The organism is Massilia sp. SYSU DXS3249 (assembly GCF_053668055.1).
Map to the genome: position 1 here is coordinate 130,447 of NZ_JBSIPX010000010.1, position 20,718 is coordinate 151,164.

The following is a 20,718-nucleotide window of genomic DNA, read 5'->3' on the forward strand; positions in this document are numbered from 1 at the left end:
TAATGGAAAACATCTTTTACCACAACAAATGTTCTTGACATGAAACTCTCTACTTCGATCCGCGCTTCCTTCGCTGCCCTCGCCTTCGCCGCAGGCGCTGCCAACGCCACCGTCATCGTCGCGCACGACAACTTCGAGGGCGGCAGCGAGGGCTGGAACAAGGGCTGGAACCTCGCCCCGGCCAAGGGCACGGCCAAGGCCCCGGCGCAAATCAAGGACGGCGCCCTCGTCATCATCGGCAATAACGACAACGCCGCCGTGCGCAAACTCGACACGCGCCAGTTCTCGGACGTGTTCGTCGACTTCACGCTGGAATACACGGGCGTCCTGGGCGATAACGATTTCGTCGGCCTGTGGTTCGGCAGCTCGACCGGCCCGAACATCGGCCTGAAGGCCAACTGCGACGGCGCTTGCATCAATGACCTGTTCGTGCGCACCTCCGGTTCCGGCGGCAGCTACCTCGGCGGCAGCGACCTCGCCGCGGGTGTGAGCTACCAGGTGTCGGGCCACCTGTACAAGTCGAAGCCGGGCAACAATAACTACTACGACCGTTTCGACGCCTGGTTCACGCCGAGCGTGCCGGGTACCGCGTCGTTCGCCTCGATGAAACTCAACAGCAACATCAAGAACTTCGACACCCTGGGTTTCCGTACCGCCAACATCGATAACAGCCTCGTGGTCCGCGTCGACAACCTGCGCGTCGGCAATGTGCCGGAACCAGGCAGCCTGGCACTGATGGGCCTGGCGATGGCCGGACTCGCCGCTGCGCGCCGCCGCAAGCAGGCCTGATCCACGACCGCTTGACGCAGAGCCTGGCCGCAGCTGCCAGGCACTGAAGAACGCCGCTTCGATTCGCATCGGAGCGGCGTTTTTGTTTGCCGGGCCCCGCCGGCGTGCGAAGCGCGGCGCCGGGCGCCAGGTTATGCACAAGGCCTAGCACAATTTCTCCCGCGCACAATTGTGCATTGGCGAACTCACAACATGTTTGTGACGTTTTCGAAAATAAAGTTGTTACAGACGTATGCACATTTGACCAGTTGTCATGCCGCCGAAATACTCATCAGGCGGCACACGGAATGCCGTTTTTCACCGGAAGCATCCCGATAACAATAGATCAAGAGGAGCATCGTCGTGAGTACACATCGTCGTCGTTTTACCCTGGTTGCAGCACTCGTCATGGCCCTGGGCGCCCAGGGCCCGCTCGCCAACGCAGCCATCACCAGCATCCTGCCCGGCACCGGCGGCACGGTCGGCTCCCTGGCCGCGGCCAGGATCGACAAGCTGTTTGCCGAGGAACTCAACAAGCAGCTGACCAACGTCTACTACGACGTGATCGTCGTGTTCGACAAGAAGGAAAGCGCCTCGCGCCTGTCCACGCTGGTCAACAAGGTCAAGACCTACAAGGTGCTGCCGATGGCACGCGTGCTCCTCAGCCGCGACCAGATCCGGCAGGTGGCCGGCTGGCCCGAGACCCGCTTCATCGAACCGAGCCGCAGCCAGCGCCTGTTCAATGCCGAAGGCCGGGTCATGACCAAGGCTGAGGAAGTGCAGAAGGTGCTCGGGCTGGACGGCACGGGCGTGACGGTGGCGATCATCGATACCGGCGCCGACGCCCTGCACCCCGACCTCGGCAACGTGAAGAAGAACTACGAGGCGGTTGGCGCGCTGGGCAACGACCCGACCCAGGTCTACGTATCGCTCACGCCGGACGGCATCGACGTCGAAACCTCGATCGTCGAGAAGCACATCGACGTGCTCGGGACCCACTGGAACACCGACGAATACGGACACGGCACCCACTGCATCGGCACCATCGCCGGCACCGGCGTCGACTCCGACGGCAACCTGCGCGGCATGGCGCCGAAGGCGACCATCATCAGCTACGGCGCCAGCACCGGCATCAACCTCCCCTTCACCCTGGAAGCCTACGACCACGTGATCGCCAGCGTGCGCGACGGCGTCGCCGACATCCGGGTGCTCAGCAATTCCTGGGGCAGTTCGAGCTACGGGCCCTTCAACCCGAACCAGGCGACCAACGTCGCCTCGCGGCTGGCCTTCGAACAGGGCATCCTGTCGGTCTTCGCGGCCGGTAACGACGGCCCAAGCCCGAACACGATGAACCCGTATTCGAACGCGCCCTATGCGCTCGGCATCGGCGCCACCAACAAGGCTTACGGCATGGCCGACTTCTCGTCGCGCGGCCGCCCGGACGGCAACCACGACCGCGAACTGGCGCTGGCCAACCTGCAGCTCTTCCTCGCCGCCAGCGCCGAGGAGCAGGCAGCCTGGGACCACGCCGCGCGCCCGCTCGGCATCGACCGTCCGGCCATCGTGGCGCCGGGCGAGAACATCGTCTCGACCCAGAATCCGGTGCATCCGATGACGCTCAGCGGCACCAACTACGGGGCCGCCTCCGGCACCTCGATGGCCACGCCGCACGTGAGCGGCATCGCCGCCCTGGTGCACCAGGCCCAGGACAAGAAAGGCGGCCCGCGCCTGTCGCCGCTCGACGTGATCCGCGTGCTCGAAGTCACCGCCAACAAGACGGTGATGCAGGGCTACGACACCTTCGACGCGGGCGCCGGCTTCGTCGACACCCGCAAGGCGGTCGACGCCGTCAACGCCGGCGCCATCCCGGCCGCGGTGACGGACCAGGACCTGGTGCACTTCAACCCGGGACCGATGCGCGTCTCCGGCGGCACCTATGCCGGCTCGGCCCTGCTCAACTCCTTCCAGACCAACACCGGCTACGGCCTGCACAAGATCAGCGTCGAGCCGGGCGCCGTGAAGCTGTTCGCCGACGCCTCCTGGGCGCTGGAAGCGAACAACCTCTACATCACCCTGTACGCGCCCGGCGTCGACCCGAGCACCGGCACCGGCTTCGCGGCCCAGTCGGCCGGCCTGACGACCGTCCAGAAGTACCGCTCGGTCGAGGTCAAGTTCCCGCAGGCGGGCGAATGGCATGTGCGCGTCGACGGCCGCGTGAACCTGGTTTCGACCGACTACACCGGCAAGTACGAGGTGACCGTGCCGGACAACGTGCCGCCGACCGCCGAGCTGGCCGTCAGCGCCACCAAGGTCAGCAGCGGCCAGCCGGTAACGATCAGCGCCAAGGTGAAAGATGCGAACGGCGTGACGACCGTCGGCGACGCGCGGGTGCAGGTCCTCACCAGTGCGGGCAAGGTGCTGCACAGCTTCGACAAGTCGGCCTTCGTGCAGCAGGGCGAGGCCCTGGTGCTCTCGAAAGCCGTGACCCTGTCGGGCAAGGGGCCGTGGACCGTCGACCTGCGGGCGACCGACGACGGCAGCCAGCAGGCGGTCAAGCAGGCGACGATCGGGCGTAAATAATCTGCTGGGCTGGTCTGTTGTGTAACAAGGAACCCGCCGCCGGCGGGTTCTTTTTTTCATGCGGCCGGATCGGGGCGATCGGATTCGACGAAAGCCTTGAGCCGGCCGAGCGCCGATTCCCACTGCCGGCCGATCGCTTCCAGGCTGCGCCGCGCCTCGTCGATGCGCTGCGGCGCCAGCTGCCAGCGGCGCTCGCGTCCCAGCTTCACGCCGCAGACCAGGCCGGCGTCGGCGAGCACCTGCAGGTGCTTGGTCACGCCCTGGCGGCTGATGGCGGTCCCCGCGGTCAGCTGGGCGATCGACAGCAGGCCGCCCGCGCACAGCAGCGACACGAGCCGCAGCCGGGTCGGGTCGCCCAGGGCCGCGAACACGCCGGCAAGGCCGGCCGGGTCGCCCGGTGCCGTGTCAGCCGCCGACATGGCGCGCGATGTTCGCGACCTGCGCATCCCAGCCCTGGCTGTTCATGCGGAAGGCCTCGAGGCGGCGCCCCGCTGGCACCCGGTCGAAGCCGGATTCGACCACGGTGAGCAGGGTGCCCCCGCCCGGCGCGTCCTGCAGGGTGAAGCTCACCAGGGTCGGCTCTTCCTGCGCATAATCGACTGCAGGGTCGACCGCATACGGATGCCAGTGGAAGGACAGAAGCTGCTGCGGCTCGACATGTTCGACGTGCACCTCGAAGACGATGTGCTCGTAGCCGGGATGGGTGATGTTGCCGCGCACCCGGGCGCCGGGCGCGAATGCCTGGCCCTGCAGGTTCACCCCGAACCAGCTGCCGAACTCCTGCGCGTCGGCGAGCGCGCGCCACACCCTGGCGCGGGGCGCCGCAATCTCGACGCTGCGTTCGATGCGGTCCGAGTCTGTACCGATGTCTGTCGTCATGCCGTCTCCTGTCAGGGTTGGATTAAGCAACCACCTGGTTGCATATCCGGAGTGTAAGGCGACGCGCCCGGCCGGGCAAGCGTCGCATGCTGCATTGTCGTCTGTCATCAGACAAGATCTCGGCGTATAATCGCGAGGCCGCACCTGCGGCCCTTACCTTTTCCCCGACCATGACCCCTGCTCCGCTCGCGCAAGCGCCCCTGAAAAAACACCGCAACCTGGCGCAGGGCGTCGTCGCCCACCTGGGCGACAGCATCAAGGCGGGCCAGCTGAAACCCGGCGACAAGCTGCCGACCGAATCGGAGATCATGCGCCTGCTCGGCGTCAGCCGCACCGTGGTGCGCGAGGCGATCTCGCACCTGCAGGCGGCCAGCCTGGTCGAGACCCGCCACGGCATCGGTACTTTCGTGCTGGAGCCCCCGCCTCCTGCAAGCACGCTCGGCCTCGACCCGGCGACCGTGGTGACGATGCGCGACGTGCTGGCCCTGCTCGAGCTGCGCATCAGCCTCGAGACCGAGGCGGCCGGGCTGGCGGCCAACCGCCGCAGCGAGGAACAGCTGGCCCAGCTGCGCGCGGCGCTCGACAGCTTCGAGGACTGCGCGCGCAAGGGCGTCGAGACGGTGGAGCCGGACATGCAGTTCCACCTGCTGATCGCCCAGAGCGCCAGCAACCGCTATTTCCACGACATCCTGAGCCACCTGGGCACCAACATCATCCCCCGTGCCCGTCTCAATTCCGCCAGGCTGGCGCAGGACGATCCGGCCCACTACCTGGAGCGCGTGATCCACGAGCACGAGGACATCTACGGCGCCATCGCGCGCCGCGACGCCGAGGCCGCCCGCGCCGCCATGCGCACCCACCTGAGCAACAGCCGCGAACGGCTGCGGCGGGCACAGGAGCTGGGCGAAGGCGCGTCAAGCGCGGCCTGAACGGCCAACTTGCGGATTATTTCGTTGAGTCCCTTGCAACATCAAGCGGACCAAACTAAGATTCGCTAGTTTTGGCACTTCCCTACCTGATCAGGACACACGCACAATGAAGAAGACCCCTGCGCCGAGCGAAGCCGGTGCCAACGAGCCGCGCCTGTACCGGGTCGTTTCCAACAAGATCGAGGAATTGATCCGGTCCGAGAACATCCGTCCCGGCGAGCGCCTGCCGTCCGAACGCGACCTCGCGCTCAAGCTCGGCGTGAGCCGCACTTCGCTGCGCGAAGCGCTGATTGCCCTGGAACTGGGCGGCACCGTCGAAGTGCGCGGCGGCTCCGGGGTCTACGTCAGCGAACAGGCCACGGCGCCGGCCGAGGTGCCCACCGCCGGACCGGGCCCGTTCGAGGTCCTGGCCGCGCGCCGCCTGATCGAAGTCGAAATGGCCGCCCTCGCCGCCAAGCACGCCAGCGATTCGGCCATCGACGCCATCCTGGTCGCCGTTGAGGAGATGGAGCAGCACCACGAGGACCGCAGCGGCAACGAGCAGGCCGACCGCAACTTCCACCTGGCGATCGCCCGCGCGACCGGCAACAGCGCGATGGTCGGCGTGATCGAATACCTGTGGAGCCAGCGCGGCTCGCTCTGGCACAAGCTGAAGGAACACTTCCAGACCGAGGAACTGCGCCAGCAGACGCTGATCGACCACCGCAACATCTTCGCCGCGATCGCCTCCCACGACCAGGCCGGCGCGCGCACCGCCATGCGCGCCCACCTCGACCGCGTGACCCGCACCTTCTCGCGCGGCTGAGGCGAAGCGGCCGGGCAAGCAAGCACCGCAACACTTCCGTGAGTTGCCTGCCCAGGCCGCGACAATCGTTTAGAGCTGGTTCAGTGGAATGGCAATCCCGATGACCCTGTACTGGCTCGGGAAGCTGCCGCGTGACGTCGCCTTTCCGGTCGAGAGGTTGATACTGAACAGCTTGCTATCTCCTTCCCCCGTACGAAGCGACGCCAGCGCCTGCTGGCTGACTGCAACCCCTCCCCTGACCGTACTGTAGATGTCGAAGCCGACCGCCGGCGCAGCATCGAGCTCCAGCTTGCCGGTCGCAGCAAGCGTGCCATCGTTCGGTGGCGATTGCAGCGCAACCTGGTCCAGCGTCGTATCGAGCGCGTAGAGCGTCGTCGCGGTGGACGGTGAGAGGTCGTTGTTGGTGTATGCCGAGCCGGTGACGAAAGTAGCATTCGCCCCTACCGCATTGACCGGGGTGGCGGGCGGGTAATCCAGGGGATCGTCCACGATGGTGACGCCCGCGGCATTCACGTTATGACGCAGGTTCTGTCCCGAATCGCTGACGACACGAAGGCGGTCGGCGGCCGGATTGAAATCCACGCCGAAAGACGCGCCTTCGAGCGCGACCGAGAGCTGGCTGACTTTTGTCGCCATCGCGCTCCGGGTATCGATCACGTACACGCCGCCGGTGCGGCTGACACCATAAAGTTTGCCGTCCTGTACACGGAAATCGATTCCGACCAACGCATCGCCTCGCACGAGGCCACTGATGATGCCGATACTGTCCGCCTTGCCGGGACGCTTCTCATTGAAGCACACCAGCCGCATGTCTTCGGTCAGGCCAACGACCGATAGCGAATTCGAACCGCGGCGGCCATCCCCGCTCTCGCAGCCGGAACGCGATCGATCGCGCGAATCGTTATCGGCGGCGATGGCCGGCAAGGTGGCAAGGACCAGACTTGCTGCGACGACTGTCTTGACTAGCTTTCTCACGATGTCTCTCCTGGTAAGGAAGTGGATGATTGATGGACGGGATGCTCCGCGCAAGGTCAAGGAACAGGGTGCACGCCGACAATCCGACGTCTGCGCGGCCGCACCAATTACCGAATCGTCTTGATCCGATACCTTTACTACGCCGCAAGATGCGAATTGGATGCAGCCAAGTCAAAATAAATGCGGGAAAGCGTGGACGTTCGTAAAAGGCTGCGAACCCGAATAGCGAACCCGGCGACTCCTGCGACAACCCGGCCTGCCATGGCTGGGGTTCCAGGCGATGGCGGGGCCAGCCAACCCACCTCAAGGCGGCTGATCATGACCGGTGCAACGGGGGAATTCGATTATGAAGCGGCGCTGGGGGCGTGCGCCCGCGGCGACAGGCAGGCATTGCGCCGCCTCTACGATCAGGAATGTCCGCGCCTTCTCGGCGTGGCTTTGCGCATCGTCCGGGAGCGCCAGGCCGCCGAGGACGTCGTGCACGACGCGTTCGTGCGCATCTGGACAAAGGCCGGCAGCTTCGATGCAAGGCGCGGATCCGCCCGTGGCTGGATGTACACCGTCGTACGGCACCTGGCACTCGATTTCGTGCGCGGCAGCGGGCACGAAGTGCATGTCAGCGACGAGACCATGCTAGAGTCGGAGGCGAAGGCATCGCTTCACGCCGGGACGACGGACGCGTTCGAGCTGCACGCAAATCTCGGCCGGCTGCGCGACTGCCTGACTCAGCTCGATGCCAATCAACGCAACAGTATCCTGCACGCGTACGTCGATGGGTGTTCGCATAGTGAGATTGCCGAGCTGCTGAAGTCACCGCTTGGCACGGTGAAAGCATGGATCAAGCGCGGACTGGGCGCGTTACGGAATTGCATGGAATGACCGAGCTACCTGATCACGACGAACTCGCCGGCGCCTACGTGCTCGGCACGCTTCCGGCCGCGCGCCGCCGGCAAGTCGAGCAGGCGCAGCTGACCGACGGCCGCCTGCGCGCCGCCGTCGAATACTGGGAACAGCGCCTGCTGCCGCTGACGAGCATACCCGAGCCCGTCACACCGTCCACTGCCCTATGGGAGCGCATCGAGCACAGCGTCCTGCCTGCGCGGACCCCTGGTTGGACGGGCGCCGTGCAGGCCTCCTGGTGGAACAGGCTCAATGTGTGGCGGGGCCTGGCGGCAGGCGGTTTCGCCGCCGCAGCGATCATGGCGTTCAACATGGGCGAGACCATGCGCCCATCGCCCGGGACGCGCTTCGTGACGGTCCTGGCTGCGCCGCAGAGCATGGCCCCTGGGTGGGTGATCAAAATGCCCGACGCCCGGACCCTGCTTCTGGAGCCGCTCGGGGACACCACCGTACCGGAGCAGCGCGTGCTGCAATTATGGACCAAGGCCGACGGCTGGAAGGGCCCGGTTTCGCTGGGTTTCGTCACGCCGGGCAGGAAGCTCGAAGTGCGGCTCGACAAGCTCCCGCCGGTCCAGCCGAACCAGCTGTTCGAAATCACGCTGGAACCCGCAGGAGGATCGCCGCTCGGCCGTCCCACGGGACCGATCCTGTACATCGGCCGTTCGGTCAAGATGACCTGATCCGTAGACGACTCAATGTCGCATCGGGGCGCGCAGGCCGCGCTCTGGTCAAGGCAGACACTCTTCCGCGCCCGATGCACTCGGCCCGCTTCAAGTCAACGCCACGCCGCCGGCACCCGATGCGGCGCGCGTATCGTCCATGCTCATCCTGCAGGCACGCCCATGCGTGCGCCGTCCGTCTCCTCGCTGGTCATCAAACGGCCATGTCGCAACGGCTCTTCCGTTCAGGCCGAAAAATTAACTGGCATGTCCAGATTGCGGAACTGGCCAGACCAAAGTACAATCGACCGCAGACTGATGTGCCTTGGGCCTTTCCCACGGCGCGCCCGGCTCCCTGTCAATACAACACGGGACGGCGGCGCTTTGCATTTGACCGGTTGCTGACCTCGGCCATGGGCTCTCGTCAGGGCGGCGCGGATACGCGAGGTATCCATTCGAGCGATCCGGGGCATACACCTGGACGCGTTTGACGATCACACGCAGGAGACACGTAGTGAAACACCCACGCAACATTGCCGGCCCACGCCCGGTAGAACCACGCTTCCATCTGTCCGCAGTCGCCGCCGCAGTCGCCGCGTCCATGCTGGTGCTGTCCAACGGCGCCGCCGCCCAGGAAACCCCGATGCAGCGCGTCGAAGTCACCGGTTCCTCGATCAAGCGCCTCGCCAGCGAAAACGCCCTGCCCCTGACCACCTACAAGTCGGAAGAGCTGACCAACCAGGGCCTGACCACGATGACCGAAGTGGCCGTGGCCCTGACGGTCGCCGCCACCAACGAGCCGGTCGGCGGCGGGGGCGGCGGCACCATGATCAACATGCGCGGCCTGAACACCAACCGCACCCTGGTCCTGCTCAACGGCCGCCGCCTGGCGAACGAAGCCCTGGGCGCCAGCTCGGTCAACGTCGACGTCATCCCGATGGCCGCCATCGACCGCGTCGAAGTGCTGCGCGACGGCGCCTCGGCCCTGTACGGCACCGACGCCATCGCCGGCGTGGTCAACTTCATCACGAAGAAGTCGGTCAAGGACGTGACCCTGCACGCCAGCACGGTGCAGCCTGAACGTTCCGGCGGCGGCGACCAGAAGCGCATTTCCATCGTCGCCGGCAAGGGCGACCTCGCGAACGACGGCTGGAACGTCTACACCGCCTTCAGCGCCCAGCGCCGCGAATCGCTGATGCAGAAGGACCGCCCGAACATCTGGGATCCGGTCAAGCTGGCTTCGCTGGGCGGCACGCCGTTCACGGCGAACACCTCGGGCGGCTCGGCCTCGCCTGCGAACTACACCATCTACCGCAACGGCAAGTCGGCCAACATCACCGGCAATCCGTATTTCGCGGCCGGTTGCGTCGCCCCTGGCCTGGCCCAGACCACGATGCCGTCGACCCGCACCAACGCCAACGGCGGCAAGACCTGCATCACCGATCCGACCCTCTACCCGCAGCTGCTGCCGGAAAACCAGCAGGTCACCCTGTTCACCAAGGGCAGCCTGGCGCACGGCGACGGCAAGGTGCTGACGGTGGAACTGAACCTGTCGAAGTCCTACATCGACGCGATCAGCGCGCCGCAGCCGTTCGGCGCGAACACCGATTATGACCGCCTGACGGCTTCGCGCCGCCCGCTGATGATCACCCGCGCCAGCAAGTGGTACCCGGGCGGCAGCGGCGGCGTGCCGGCCGTGGCCGGCCTGAACGGCGAAGACCTGGCGCTGACCTGGAGCCTGGACGAAATGGGCGTCGCGACGGGCCACGACGTCCAGACCAACCACCGCCTGGTGGTCGCCGACGAAGGCGAATTCAAGGGCTGGGATTACCGCGTCGGCGCGTCCTACGGGTACAGCCACCGCGATGTCGGCTTCAAGAGCGGCTTCTTCCGCACCCCCGGCGTGTACGCCGGTGTCGCCAACGGCACCCTGAACCCGTTCGGCGCGCAGGACGCAGCCGGCCGCGCCTACCTCGAGAGCCTCGCCGCCGACGGCATGAATTACCGTACCGCCGACGTGCGCCACTACGGTGCCGACTTCAACCTGTCGCGCACCCTGATGGACCTGCCGGGCGGCGCGCTGGGCATCGCTGTCGGCGGCGACTGGCATCGCGAGACCTACGAGGAAAACACGAACATGCTCGCCAACGAGGTCGTCTGGCGCGTCTCCGGCACGCCGGGCTCCAACCCGACAGGCCAGCGCCGCGTCGCCGGCATGTATGCCGAACTCGACGCCCCGGTCACCAAAGAGCTGAACCTGAACTTCGCCGTCCGCGGCGACCATTTCAGCGATTTCGGCTCGACCTTCAACCCGAAGGCCAGCTTCCGCTACCAGCCGCTGAAGGAAGTGATGATCCGCGGTACGGTCAGCACCGGTTTCCGCGCGCCGACCCTGCCTGAGCTGTACGGCACGCCGCGCACGCTGACCCCGTCGACCTCGAGCTGGGACGATCCGCTGCTGTGCCCGAGCGCGACGCCGAACGTGGCCGGCTCCGGCACCCTGACCACCGACTCGCGCTATGCCGGCCTGGGCCTCGACGCAGAGCGCGTCTGCAACACGCGCCTGACGACGCTGGTCGGCGCCAACCCGGACCTGGAGCCGGAAAAGTCGAAGACCTATACCGTCGGCTTCGTGGTCGAGCCGGTCAAGAACTTCTATGCCACGGTCGACTTCTGGAAGATCGTCATGAAGGGCACGATCGCCCAGATCAACGAAGACTCGATCTTCGACAATCTGGCGCGCTACCAGGACCTGTTCGTGCGTAACCCGGACGGCACGCTGCAGTACATCACCAAGACCCGCCTGAACATGGGCGGCCTGAAGACCCAGGGCATCGACATCAGCCTGAACTATTCGCTGCCGACGAAGAACTGGGGCCGCTTCGGCGCGTCGATGGACGGCACCTACACCGACACCTACGAAGGCCAGAACGACACCGGCAGCCCGTGGGTCGACAGCGTCGGCCGCATCGGCGCCCTGTCCACCGGCTCGACCTCGGCCAACACCTACATCTTCAAGTGGAAGCACACGGCGCGCGTGAACTGGAACTACGGCCCGTTCTTCGCCCAGCTGACGCAGCAGTACACGTCGAGCTACGAAGACACCAATGCCCTGCCGACCCAGCAGCCGGGCCAGCCGTTCTACAACGTGATCGACCCGTACCGCGTCTACAACCTGTCGACCACGTACAAGGTGTCGAAGAAGTTCAAGCTCGGCGCCGGGGTGAACAACCTGTTCGACACGGATCCGCCGCTGTCGAACCAGCGCCTGTCCTCGCGCGTCGTGTTTGCGCAGAACATCGCCAAGCCGATCGGCCGCGCCTTCACGGTGCGTGCGGATTACACGTTCTAAGTCGTCGGTACGCGTGACGCCGGCGCGCATCGCCGGCGTCACGTAGAACGTAGGGTGGACGGGTCTCCCGTCTACGCGTCGATAGTTTCAAGCAAGATCATCCGGCGCGACGACGGAGCCGGCACCGATCACCGCGTGGACGGCGAAGCCGTCCACCCTACGTCCCTTTCTTCTTTCGAGGTCCCAATGAAGCATTCGGTCGCTCTCCTGTCCCTCTCGCTGCTTGCCGGTGCTGCATTCGCAGCGGACACGTCGGCCAAGCCACCCCGCATCATCCTCGTCGGCGACTCCACCATGGCCACCAGATCCGGCTACGGCGACGCGCTGTGCGCCCGCTTCAAGCCCGAGGTCGGCTGCATCAACCTGGCGCGCGGCGGCCGCAGTTCCGGCAGCTTCCGTGCCGAAGGGCGCTGGGACGAAGTCCAGGCGCTGCTGAAAGACGGCGCGGCCTTCTCGCGCACCTACGTGCTGGTCCAGTTCGGCCACAACGACCAGCCGGGCAAACCGGGCCGCTCGACCGACCTGGTGACCCAGTTCCCGCAGAATATCGAGCGCTACGTCCTGGAGACGACGGCCCTCGGCGGCGTGCCGGTGCTGGTGACGCCGCTCACCCGCCGGACCTTCAAGGGCGACTACCTGAAGGACGACCTGGCGCCCTGGGCCGCGGCCACCCGCCGCGTCGCCGCGGAGCGCAAGGCGGCCCTGGTCGACCTGAACGCGGTCAGCGCGGCGGCGGTCCAGGCAATGGGCCAGGACGAAGCCGACACCCTGGCGCAGGCCCCGCGGCCGGCCAATTTCGGCGCACCGGCGCCAGCAGCGGGCAGCGAACCGCAGGGCACGCCGAAAAGCGCCTTCGACCGCACCCATCTGGGCGCGAAAGGCGCGGCCCTCTTCTCAAGCATGGTCGCGGACGAACTCCAGCGCCTGTTCCCGGAACTCGGGCCCAGCTTCGCCACGTCGCCGATGCAGGCCGCGTCCCGCCCGTAACCCCTCCCGGCACGCCGGGTCGGCGCGCCGCAACCGCCCCAAGCGCCCATGAAGCACACCCCGATTATCCTGGTCCTGCTGGCTTCCCTGTCCGGCACCGCCTCCTTCGCTGCCCCTGCGCAGGCTACCCTGGCACGCCAGGAAGCGCCGCTCGACGGCTGGGCCGCGCAGGCCGGCGGCACCCGCGGCGGCGGCGGCGCCGGCCCCGCCGACACCCTCACCGTCCGCACCCCGGCACAGCTGCGCAGCGCCCTCGAGCACGGCGTTAGCCGGATCGTCCAGGTCGAGGGCATCGTCGACATGAGCGAAGGGAGGCCCTACACCGACGCGAAGGACCAGGCAAGGCGCGGCCTGGTGCGCCTGCGCAGCAACACCACCCTGATCGGCGTGGGCGCGAACGCGGGCTTCATCAACGCCCACCTGCAGGTCTCGAAAGCCTCGCAAGTCATCATCCGCAACCTGAACCTGCGCAATCCCTGCGACGTCGCCCCCACCTGGGACCCGAACGACGGCCCCAAGGGCAACTGGAACGCCGATTTCGACGCTATCTCGATCTCCAGCTCCGACCACGTCTGGATCGACCACAACAGCTTCACCGACGCGCCGTTCACCGACGACAGGCTCCCGGTCGAAAACGGCAAGCTGAAACAGTGCCACGACGGCGCCCTCGACATCAGCGGCGGGTCGGATTTCGTCACCGTTTCGTACAACCGCTTCGCCCTGCACCAGAAGAACACGCTGGTCGGCTCGAGCGACAAGGCGCTCGGGGACAGCGGCCACTTGCGCGTCACCTTCAGCAACAACCTGTTCGAGAACGTCGCCAGCCGCGCGCCGCGGGTGCGCTTCGGCCAGGTCCACCTGTTCAACAACTACCATGTCGGCGACCGCAAGCATCCTGCCTACAAACACGAATATGGCGTCGGGGTGGCGATGCAGGCGCGCATCGTCTCGCACGCGAACGCCTTCGAGATCGCAGGCGCCCGCGCATGTACCGATGCCGTGCGGTCCTTCGAGGCCGATGGGCCGGACGCCGGCGTCTTCACCGACAGCGGTTCGCTCCTGAACGGCCGCCCGCTCGCGCCCTGCGGCGTGGCCCCCACCCCGGCCTGGACCGTGCCTTACCCGTTCACGCCGCGTCCGGCCGACGCCGTGCGCGAGCACGTGCTGGCCAACGCCGGCGCCGGCAAGCTCGCCGAGCGCAAGGCGGCGCCCGGCTGCCCGACGGCCGATTTCGCGTTCTGCGACGGCTTCGCGCGCGCCAATGGCAAGGAGTGGGAGCGCGTCACGGGCGGCGCGGCCCCGGCAATCCGCAAGGGCATGCTGCACCTGGGCGGCACGGCTACTGCGCTGGCTGCCTCGAACAACCCGCGCCTGAACGCGCTCGACCCTGCCCGGGCGTTCGTCGAGGCGCGCGTGCGCCCGGCCGGCTCGTCCGCTGCTGCGCGCCAGTTCTACCTGCTCGGCCGCTATGTGGACGCGCGCAACTGGGTCGGCGCCGGCTTCGACCTGTCCGCCGCCGGCGACACGGTGCATATCCAGCTCGTCACGATGCAGGACGGTGTCCTGACCCGCCTGAAGAACGTTCCCCGTGCCCGCCTGCCGGCTGGCCGGCTGGCGATGCTGCGCCTCGAGATGGCGCCCGGCATGCTCGCGGTCTACCTCGACGGCGAAAAGATCACGACCGCGCCCCAGCCGGCCTTCGTTGCCGCGCGCGCCCGCGTCGGCCTGTACAGCCAGGGCGCCTTCGAGCTCGACGACCTGCGTGCGGGCCAGCCCGGCGTGCAGCCGCCGCGCCTGGCGCCTGCCCTGGCGGGCCCGCATGTCGACGCCCAGGCCGGCGATCCGCCCCGGCTCCTGCCGATCAGCGCCATCGGCAGCGACGGCGCGACGCGTTTGGCCTTCCGCGCGCAGTCGAGCAACCCGGCGGTCGCGAGTGTGAGCGTGGCCGCGGGCGCCATCACGATCGTGCCGAAGTCGCCCGGCGCAGCCGAGATCCTGCTGTCCGGGGTCGACGACCCGGCGCTGCAAAGCACCATCGTCGCCACCATCGGCGCGCCGTTCTCGGCTTCGACAGCCGCCCTGCCGGCTGCAGGCATCGTCCTGCCGGCCCCGCAAGCGGCGCAGGTGCCCGCCGACACCCTCCTGCGCATCGCCTTCGACCAGCCCCCGGTGCCCGGCAACGCGGGTTCGGTGCGCATCTACCGCCAGTCGGACGATGCGCTGGTCGACATCATCCGCAACGGCGAGGAAGTGCGCGCCATCGGTTATCCGGGCCAGGCACGCTCGCGCCACGTCCGCACCCGCGCTATCACGGTAGACGGCAACACCGCCGTGATCAGGCCGCGCGCAGGCGCGCTGGCCCACGACACGGCGTATTACGTGCTGGTCGGCGACGGCGTCCTTACAGGCAGCGTGGCAGGCACCCCGTTCAAAGGAATCGGCAAGGCGGCCGGCTGGACTTTCCGCACCGCGCCCGCGCCAACGGACAAGCCGACGCTCACGGTGGACGACGACGGCCCGGCCGACTTCCGCACCGTCCAGGGCGCGCTGAATCACGCCATGGCCGCCTACCCCAAGGCCGCGCCGGTCACCATCGACGTGCGCAACGGGCGCTACGAGGAACTGCTGTTCGCCATCGGCAAGGACAAGCTCACGATCCGGGGCGAGAGCCGCGACGGCGTCCTCATCCACGCTCTTAACAACGACGGCCTGAACCCGGGTTCGGGCACCAGCCAGGGCGCGCATTCGCCCTCCTTCTCCGGCGGCCGCTCGCTGTTCATGATCGAGGAAACCGACCTCCTCACCCTGGAAAACCTCACGCTGCGCAACACGACATTGCGCGCGAACACCCGCTCGGGCCAGGCCGAGACCGTGTATTTCAACAGCGAGGGCCGGCTGGTCGCGAAGAACGCCAGCTTCTTCAGCGAGCAGGACACGATCCAGGTGAAGGGCTATGCCTGGTTCTGGCGCACCCTGATCGAGGGGAACGTGGACTTTATCTGGGGCGCCAACCGCGCCGCCCTGTTCGAGGAGAGCGAGCTGCGCTCGGTGGGCGACAGCGGCAACCCGGGCTCGGGCGGCTACGTGGTGCAGGCGCGCACGGTGAGCGCCGCCGACCCGGGCTTCGTGTTCCTCAACAGCGCGCTGACCCATGGCGCGGGGCCCAAGGGCAACGTCGTCCCGCCGGGGACGACCTATCTGGCGCGCAGCCCCGGCACCGCATCGACCTGGGACAACGTCGCCTACATCAACTGCCGCATGGGCGAACACGTGGCGCCCATCGGCTGGGCCGGCGCGGGCGTGCACAGGGAGCCGGCGCCGAATCCGGCCCTGGCCGACGCCTCCCACGGCTGGCGCGAAGCCGGCTCGATGGACCTCGCGGGCAAGCCGCTCGACCTGTCGCGCCGCGCGGGCGGCTATCAGCTGAGCGCGGACGAAGTGCGCCAGCGCTTCGGCAGCCGCGCGGCGGTGTTCAAGGGGTTTGGCGGCGGGAGCGGGTGGGACCCGGTGCCGTGATCGTAGGCTACTTCGCCGGCATGTGCTCGTCGAGGAACCGCACCGTCGCCTCCACCGTCGGCTCCACCCAGGGATCGAACAGCCAGAAGCTGTGCGGCGTCTCCGGGAACAGCACGACCCGGCTCGCCACGCCGGCGGCGTCCATCTTCGCGATCATTTCTTCGCGCCCGACCGCAAAGCGGGCCTGGCCGCTGCCGATGAAAAGGATGGGCGGCGTGTTCGCACTGACGTAAAAGGTCGGCGACGCCTCGCGCCACAGCGCAGCTTTCTCGGCATAGCGGCCGCCGAACCAGGCGCCGGCCGACGAGGGCTGTTTGGCAGGATCGTCTTCGTACTTGCGCGCCGCCTCCGAGGTGAAGTCGGACAGCCCGTCGATGTTCACGATAGCCTGGACGGCGGCGGGCACCGCACCAGGCCCCTGCCCCGGATCGAAGGCAGGCAGGCCGGAGGTGACGCCGGCCAGGCTGGCGATCTGCCCGCCGGCCGAGCCGCCGCCGACCGCGATGCGCGCGGGGTCGATGCCGTAGCGTGCGGACTGCGTGCGCATCCAGCGCACGGCCGCTTTCACATCGTGGATGGCCGCCGGATACGGCGCCTCGGGCGAGAGCCGGTAGCTGACGGTGGCGGCCGCGTAGCCGCGCTGGGCCATGCGGATCGCCATCGGCGCGAAATTGGCGCGCACGCCGCTGCGCCAGCCGCCTCCGTGGACGAACACGACACCCGGCACCGGCTTGCCGTGACGCGCCGCCGGCAGGTAGAGATCGAGCTGCAGCGGCCGTCCGCCGGCGTGGGTGTAGACGATGTCGCGGTGCGCCTCGACCGAGGCCGGCACCTGCGTGCCGGCGACCCGGATGAAGGGGTACTTCGGCTGCAGCTTGCGAAGCGTGGTCTCGGCGGTATAGCTGTCCGCAGCGGGTGCGGAGGCAGTCGCGGGTATGGAGGCCGGAACCGCGCAGCCGGCCAGGGCGCAGCCGCCAAGCAGGCCGGCGAACAGGGTCGACGATGGTGCTTTCATGGGGCGCGGCTCCTTTACTGTCCTTCGATCCGGAAACTGACGCGGCGCGCCAGCGTGCGGCCCGGCGCCAGGCTGGTCAGGCCGTGGCGCAACGCCCCTCCCGGCAAATTGTGGGCATTGATCGCGTGGTCGACCGGCTCGAAGCAGAAGAAGTCCGCGCCGCTCGGTGCGTACAGGATGTAGTAGCCCATGTCCGCCTGCACGGACAGCTGCACGTCCGCATCCGGCCAGCGGATCTCCGCCTGCCCGTCCCAGCCGCAGAACACATGGTCCACATGCCCTTGCGGCAGCGCCTGTGGCGTGGCGAAGTTCCACTCCGGCGGCAGCGCGATCTCGTCCCCGGGCAGGCCGAGCGGCCCGCGGGTCCAGGTGCCGGTCGAGCGCGCGCGCAGCGTCACGCCCGCGCGGCGCGCGAACCAGGGGTGCAGGCCGAGACCGAAGGGCAGCGGCGCCAGGCCGGTATTGGTGACTTCGAGCGTGACGTTCAGCGCCGCTTCGGTCAGCATGTAGCGCAGCTGCGCCACATAGGAAAAAGGCGCGCCGTCGCGGCGGTCGAGCGTCAGGCTGACGCCGTTGCCCGACTGCGCACCGACGCGCCACGGATGCTGCCAGCCGTCGCCGTGGATGGCGCACGGCTCGCCCGGCCGGTTCGGCGCCGGCGTGACTGCCCGCCCGCCGAACACGAAGCCGTCGGGGTGGATGCGGTTCGACCAGGGCACCAGCGGGAAGCATGCCAGCTGCGAGGTCGTCGGCCTGGGCGCGCCTTCCATATGGACGTAAGGGCGCAGCAGCGGGTGCACGGCGCCCCCGCGCTCCAGGTCGAAGCGCGCGAGCCCGCCGGCGGCCTCGGGCAGCACCTGCGCACGCAGGGCGCCGCAATGCAGGGAAATCACCTGCATGATGGTCTCCCGGGCGCTCAGCGGTACATCGGACCGTCGAGCAGGAATTTCCCGCCCTGGAAGATCGTCGTGACGTCGTCCTTGTCCGGGAACGCGGCGGTGTCCGGGAACTTGGAGGCGAATTGCGCCGAGCTGTCCTTGGCCTGGTAGCCGAGGTGGCGCGCGTGGCGGTTGTCCCACCAGACGCTGGCGTTATCCGACATGCCGAAGACGATGGTGTGGCCGACGCGCGGGGCGAACAGCGAGCAGCGCAGCATCTCCGTCAGGTCGTCGTAGCTGAACCAGGTGCTCATCATGCGCTTGTTGGCCGGCTCGGGGAAGCTCGATCCGATGCGGATGCAGACGGTCTCGACGCCGAAGCGGTCGTAGTAGTAGCGCGACATGGTCTCGCCGAAGCACTTGCTGATGCCGTACATGCTGTCGGCGCGGGCCGGCATGCTGGCATCGAGCATCTCGGTGGTCTTGTAGTAGCCGATCGCGTGGTTCGAGCTGGCGAAGATCACGCGCTTCACGCCGTGCTTCTGGATCGCCTCGTACAGGTTGGCGACGCCCAGGATGTTGGCCTGCATGATGTCCTCGAAGGGCGCTTCGGTCGAGATGCCGCCGAAGTGGAGCACCGCGTCCACGCCCTCCATCAGCGCCAGCACCGCGGCCTTGTCGGCCAGGTCGCAGCGCACGATTTCCTCGTTCGGGCCGGCCTCGCCCATGTCGGCCAGGTCGGACAGGCGCACGACCTCGGCCCAGGGCTTGATGCGCTCGCGCAGGATGCGTCCCAGGCCGCCTGCGGCGCCGGTCAGCAGGATACGCTTGAATGGTTTGGAGGGTGCTTGTGTCATGCCGGTTTTCCTTTGGGTTCGAAGAAATGCTGTCTCTGCTGGCAGTATGCCATGAAAAAACATTAAGCGGCTAGTCCGCCTTGCACATGCGGTCAGACCACATTAGAATGGCCTGACCAAATTAACAATCCGGCGCCGCCAGGCCCTGGCCCGGGTCGTTCCACCGAGTTTCCACTAAAACTACTGACGAGACATCCGTGAACCTGCCGACCAAGCTGCTTGCCACCCTCTTCGCCCTCGCCGTGTTCAATGGCGACGCCCTCGCCGACGGTCCCTACCGCAATCCCGACAACAAGAACGCCCTGAAGGACGCGGGAGAAGGCACCTACCCCGTGCCCTACAAGAAGCCGGTCGAAGCCGAGATCACGGCCGCCCTGCACCGCATCCGCGGCTACATGGATGCCCAGACCCCGACCGTCGTGGTGCAGAAGTCGAGCGGCGCGCCGGTGACGGACTTCCGCACGCCGCTCAAGGATGCGGTCGTGCGCGAAGGCGAGGCCGACTTCGGCATCCAGGTCTACGAGATGGGCGTGGTCCACGCCGGCATGCTCAAGGCCGCCCAGGTCACCGGCGACAAGCGCTTCCTCGACATGACGGCGCGCCACTTCCAGTTCTTCGCCGACCGGCTGCCCTACTTCCGCGCCCAGGAAGAACGCTTCAAGCTCGAACGCGCGAACGCCTTCTCGCGCTTCATCGACCCGCGCTCGCTGGACGACGCCGGCTCGATGTGCGCGGCGATGATGCGCGCCCGCGCCGTCAAGGTCGGCCCCGATCTCTCGAAGCAGATCGCCGTCTGCGGCAAATGGGTCTCGCAGCAGCAGTTCCGCCTGAAGGACGGCACCCTGGCGCGCGAACGGCCGCAGGCGGTGTCGCTGTGGGCCGACGACATGTACATGGGCGTGCCGGCGCTGGCGGAACTGGGCCGCATGACGGGCGAGCGCGCCTACTATGACGACGCGGTGAAGAACGTGCTGCAGATGTCGGCCTACATGTTCAATCCGCAGCTGAACATCTACACCCACGGCTGGAACGCCAACCACCCGGACGCGCCGCAGTTCTACTGGGGCCGCGCCAACGGCTGGGCCGTGCTGACGATGTCGGACCTGCTCGACGTGCTGCCCAAGGACCATCCGGGCTACCCGAAGGTGCTGGAACAGCTGCGCAGGACCTTGAAGGGTATCGCACAGCTGCAATCGGGCAGCGGCCTGTGGCACCAGATGCTGGACCGGAACGACTCCTACCTCGAGACCTCGGCCAGCGCCATGTTCACCTATGTGTTCGCGCACGCCGTCAACGAGGGCTGGATCAGCCCGACCACCTACGGTTCGATCGCGCTGGCCGGCTGGGCCGGGCTGTCGACCAAGATCAACGACAAGGGCCAGGTCGAAGGCACCTGCGTCGGCACCACCTTCGCCAGCGACCAGGTCTACTACTACAACCGCCCGACCAGCGTCGACGCGCTGCACGGCTACGGCCCGACGCTGCTGGCCGGCGCCGAGATCATCAAGCTGGTCAAGAACCCGGCCTTCAACATCGAACACCGCGTGCGCACCTACCATTTCGTGCCCAAGGGCGGCCAGACCAACTACCGCGAACACCACTGATCCATGGAGACCCG

16 protein-coding genes are annotated in these 20,718 nt (G+C 67.4%); 10 read left to right on the forward strand and 6 right to left on the reverse strand.

Annotation, left to right across the window (positions count from 1 at the left end; all coding sequences use genetic code 11):
* Positions 1–39: 39 nt before the first annotated feature.
* Positions 40–789 carry a PEP-CTERM sorting domain-containing protein gene (locus ACWCIA_RS13625; protein WP_454164058.1) on the forward strand — a complete coding sequence of 250 codons (750 nt, stop codon included), beginning with the start codon at positions 40–42 and terminating at the stop codon, positions 787–789.
* A 342-nt stretch (positions 790–1,131) separates the two neighbouring features.
* Entirely contained in the window at positions 1,132–3,348 is a 2,217-nt protein-coding gene (locus ACWCIA_RS13630) for a S8 family serine peptidase (protein ID WP_454164059.1), read from the forward strand.
* Positions 3,349–3,404: 56 nt separating this feature from the next.
* Here ACWCIA_RS13630 and ACWCIA_RS13635 read toward each other — a convergent pair whose 3' ends face one another.
* Both ACWCIA_RS13635 and ACWCIA_RS13640 read right to left on the reverse strand, forming a co-directional pair.
* Positions 3,405–3,767, reverse strand: a complete 363-nt coding sequence (locus ACWCIA_RS13635; RefSeq protein WP_454164061.1) for an ArsR/SmtB family transcription factor — start codon at positions 3,765–3,767, stop codon at positions 3,405–3,407.
* Positions 3,754–4,215 (reverse strand): SRPBCC family protein, encoded by a 462-nt coding sequence (locus ACWCIA_RS13640; RefSeq protein ID WP_454164138.1) that lies wholly within the window; start codon positions 4,213–4,215, stop codon positions 3,754–3,756. The genes ACWCIA_RS13635 and ACWCIA_RS13640 overlap by 14 nt, the downstream gene beginning before the upstream one ends.
* A 182-nt stretch (positions 4,216–4,397) precedes the next feature.
* Between ACWCIA_RS13640 and ACWCIA_RS13645 the strand changes: the two genes are divergently transcribed.
* Positions 4,398–5,156, forward strand: a complete 759-nt coding sequence (locus ACWCIA_RS13645) for a FadR/GntR family transcriptional regulator (protein WP_454164063.1) — start codon at positions 4,398–4,400, stop codon at positions 5,154–5,156.
* A gap of 106 nt (positions 5,157–5,262) precedes the next feature.
* The gene (locus ACWCIA_RS13650) at positions 5,263–5,961 is read left to right on the forward strand and encodes a FadR/GntR family transcriptional regulator (RefSeq protein WP_454164065.1); all 699 of its coding nucleotides are present in this window, start codon (positions 5,263–5,265) and stop codon (positions 5,959–5,961) included.
* Between the two features lie 69 nt (positions 5,962–6,030).
* Here the strand turns inward: ACWCIA_RS13650 and ACWCIA_RS13655 are convergent, their stop codons facing one another.
* Positions 6,031–6,936 carry a DUF4394 domain-containing protein gene (locus tag ACWCIA_RS13655; RefSeq protein ID WP_454164067.1) on the reverse strand — a complete coding sequence of 302 codons (906 nt, stop codon included), beginning with the start codon at positions 6,934–6,936 and terminating at the stop codon, positions 6,031–6,033.
* Positions 6,937–7,254: 318 nt separating this feature from the next.
* Between ACWCIA_RS13655 and ACWCIA_RS13660 the strand changes: the two genes are divergently transcribed.
* The 5 genes from ACWCIA_RS13660 (at position 7,255) to ACWCIA_RS13680 (ending at position 16,350) form a co-directional block, all read left to right on the forward strand.
* Positions 7,255–7,815, forward strand: a complete 561-nt coding sequence (locus ACWCIA_RS13660; RefSeq protein ID WP_454164068.1) for a sigma-70 family RNA polymerase sigma factor — start codon at positions 7,255–7,257, stop codon at positions 7,813–7,815.
* Positions 7,812–8,516 (forward strand): anti-sigma factor, encoded by a 705-nt coding sequence (locus ACWCIA_RS13665; RefSeq protein WP_454164070.1) that lies wholly within the window; start codon positions 7,812–7,814, stop codon positions 8,514–8,516. Before ACWCIA_RS13660 ends, ACWCIA_RS13665 begins: the two co-directional genes overlap by 4 nt.
* Before the next feature lie 493 nt (positions 8,517–9,009).
* A complete protein-coding gene (locus tag ACWCIA_RS13670) occupies positions 9,010–11,847 on the forward strand; it encodes a TonB-dependent receptor plug domain-containing protein (protein ID WP_454164072.1) in 2,838 nt (945 codons plus the stop codon).
* 186 nt (positions 11,848–12,033) lie between these two features.
* Positions 12,034–12,834: a rhamnogalacturonan acetylesterase gene (locus ACWCIA_RS13675; protein WP_454164073.1), complete on the forward strand. Its 801-nt coding sequence runs from the start codon at positions 12,034–12,036 to the stop codon at positions 12,832–12,834.
* Positions 12,835–12,882: 48 nt separating this feature from the next.
* Positions 12,883–16,350 (forward strand): pectinesterase family protein, encoded by a 3,468-nt coding sequence (locus ACWCIA_RS13680; RefSeq protein ID WP_454164075.1) that lies wholly within the window; start codon positions 12,883–12,885, stop codon positions 16,348–16,350.
* Between the two features lie 7 nt (positions 16,351–16,357).
* Here ACWCIA_RS13680 and ACWCIA_RS13685 read toward each other — a convergent pair whose 3' ends face one another.
* Genes ACWCIA_RS13685 through ACWCIA_RS13695 form a run of 3 tightly spaced genes read right to left on the reverse strand, consistent with a single transcriptional unit; the run spans position 16,358 to position 19,100 of the window.
* Positions 16,358–17,365 (reverse strand): alpha/beta fold hydrolase, encoded by a 1,008-nt coding sequence (locus tag ACWCIA_RS13685; protein ID WP_454164077.1) that lies wholly within the window; start codon positions 17,363–17,365, stop codon positions 16,358–16,360.
* 14 nt (positions 17,366–17,379) lie between these two features.
* The gene (locus tag ACWCIA_RS13690) at positions 17,380–18,264 is read right to left on the reverse strand and encodes an aldose 1-epimerase (protein WP_454164079.1); all 885 of its coding nucleotides are present in this window, start codon (positions 18,262–18,264) and stop codon (positions 17,380–17,382) included.
* A gap of 17 nt (positions 18,265–18,281) precedes the next feature.
* Positions 18,282–19,100, reverse strand: coding sequence for an NAD-dependent epimerase/dehydratase family protein (locus tag ACWCIA_RS13695; protein WP_454164080.1), 819 nt, complete (start codon positions 19,098–19,100; stop codon positions 18,282–18,284).
* A gap of 197 nt (positions 19,101–19,297) precedes the next feature.
* Between ACWCIA_RS13695 and ACWCIA_RS13700 the strand changes: the two genes are divergently transcribed.
* Positions 19,298–20,704, forward strand: a complete 1,407-nt coding sequence (locus ACWCIA_RS13700; RefSeq protein WP_454164082.1) for a glycoside hydrolase family 88/105 protein — start codon at positions 19,298–19,300, stop codon at positions 20,702–20,704.
* Positions 20,705–20,718 lie beyond the last annotated feature (14 nt).

Bases quoted from the DNA above. Each gene is read 5' to 3' on its own strand.
- ACWCIA_RS13690 (WP_454164079.1), bottom strand. From the start codon at position 18,264: ATGCAGGTGATTTCCCTGCATTGCGGCGCCCTGCGTGCGCAGGTGCTG.
- ACWCIA_RS13660 (WP_454164068.1), top strand. From the start codon at position 7,255: ATGACCGGTGCAACGGGGGAATTCGATTATGAAGCGGCGCTGGGGGCG.
- ACWCIA_RS13625 (WP_454164058.1), top strand. From the start codon at position 40: ATGAAACTCTCTACTTCGATCCGCGCTTCCTTCGCTGCCCTCGCCTTC.
- ACWCIA_RS13675 (WP_454164073.1), top strand. From the start codon at position 12,034: ATGAAGCATTCGGTCGCTCTCCTGTCCCTCTCGCTGCTTGCCGGTGCT.
- ACWCIA_RS13680 (WP_454164075.1), top strand. From the start codon at position 12,883: ATGAAGCACACCCCGATTATCCTGGTCCTGCTGGCTTCCCTGTCCGGC.
- ACWCIA_RS13685 (WP_454164077.1), bottom strand. From the start codon at position 17,365: ATGAAAGCACCATCGTCGACCCTGTTCGCCGGCCTGCTTGGCGGCTGC.
- ACWCIA_RS13645 (WP_454164063.1), top strand. From the start codon at position 4,398: ATGACCCCTGCTCCGCTCGCGCAAGCGCCCCTGAAAAAACACCGCAAC.
- ACWCIA_RS13695 (WP_454164080.1), bottom strand. From the start codon at position 19,100: ATGACACAAGCACCCTCCAAACCATTCAAGCGTATCCTGCTGACCGGC.
- ACWCIA_RS13650 (WP_454164065.1), top strand. From the start codon at position 5,263: ATGAAGAAGACCCCTGCGCCGAGCGAAGCCGGTGCCAACGAGCCGCGC.
- ACWCIA_RS13665 (WP_454164070.1), top strand. From the start codon at position 7,812: ATGACCGAGCTACCTGATCACGACGAACTCGCCGGCGCCTACGTGCTC.
- ACWCIA_RS13635 (WP_454164061.1), bottom strand. From the start codon at position 3,767: ATGTCGGCGGCTGACACGGCACCGGGCGACCCGGCCGGCCTTGCCGGC.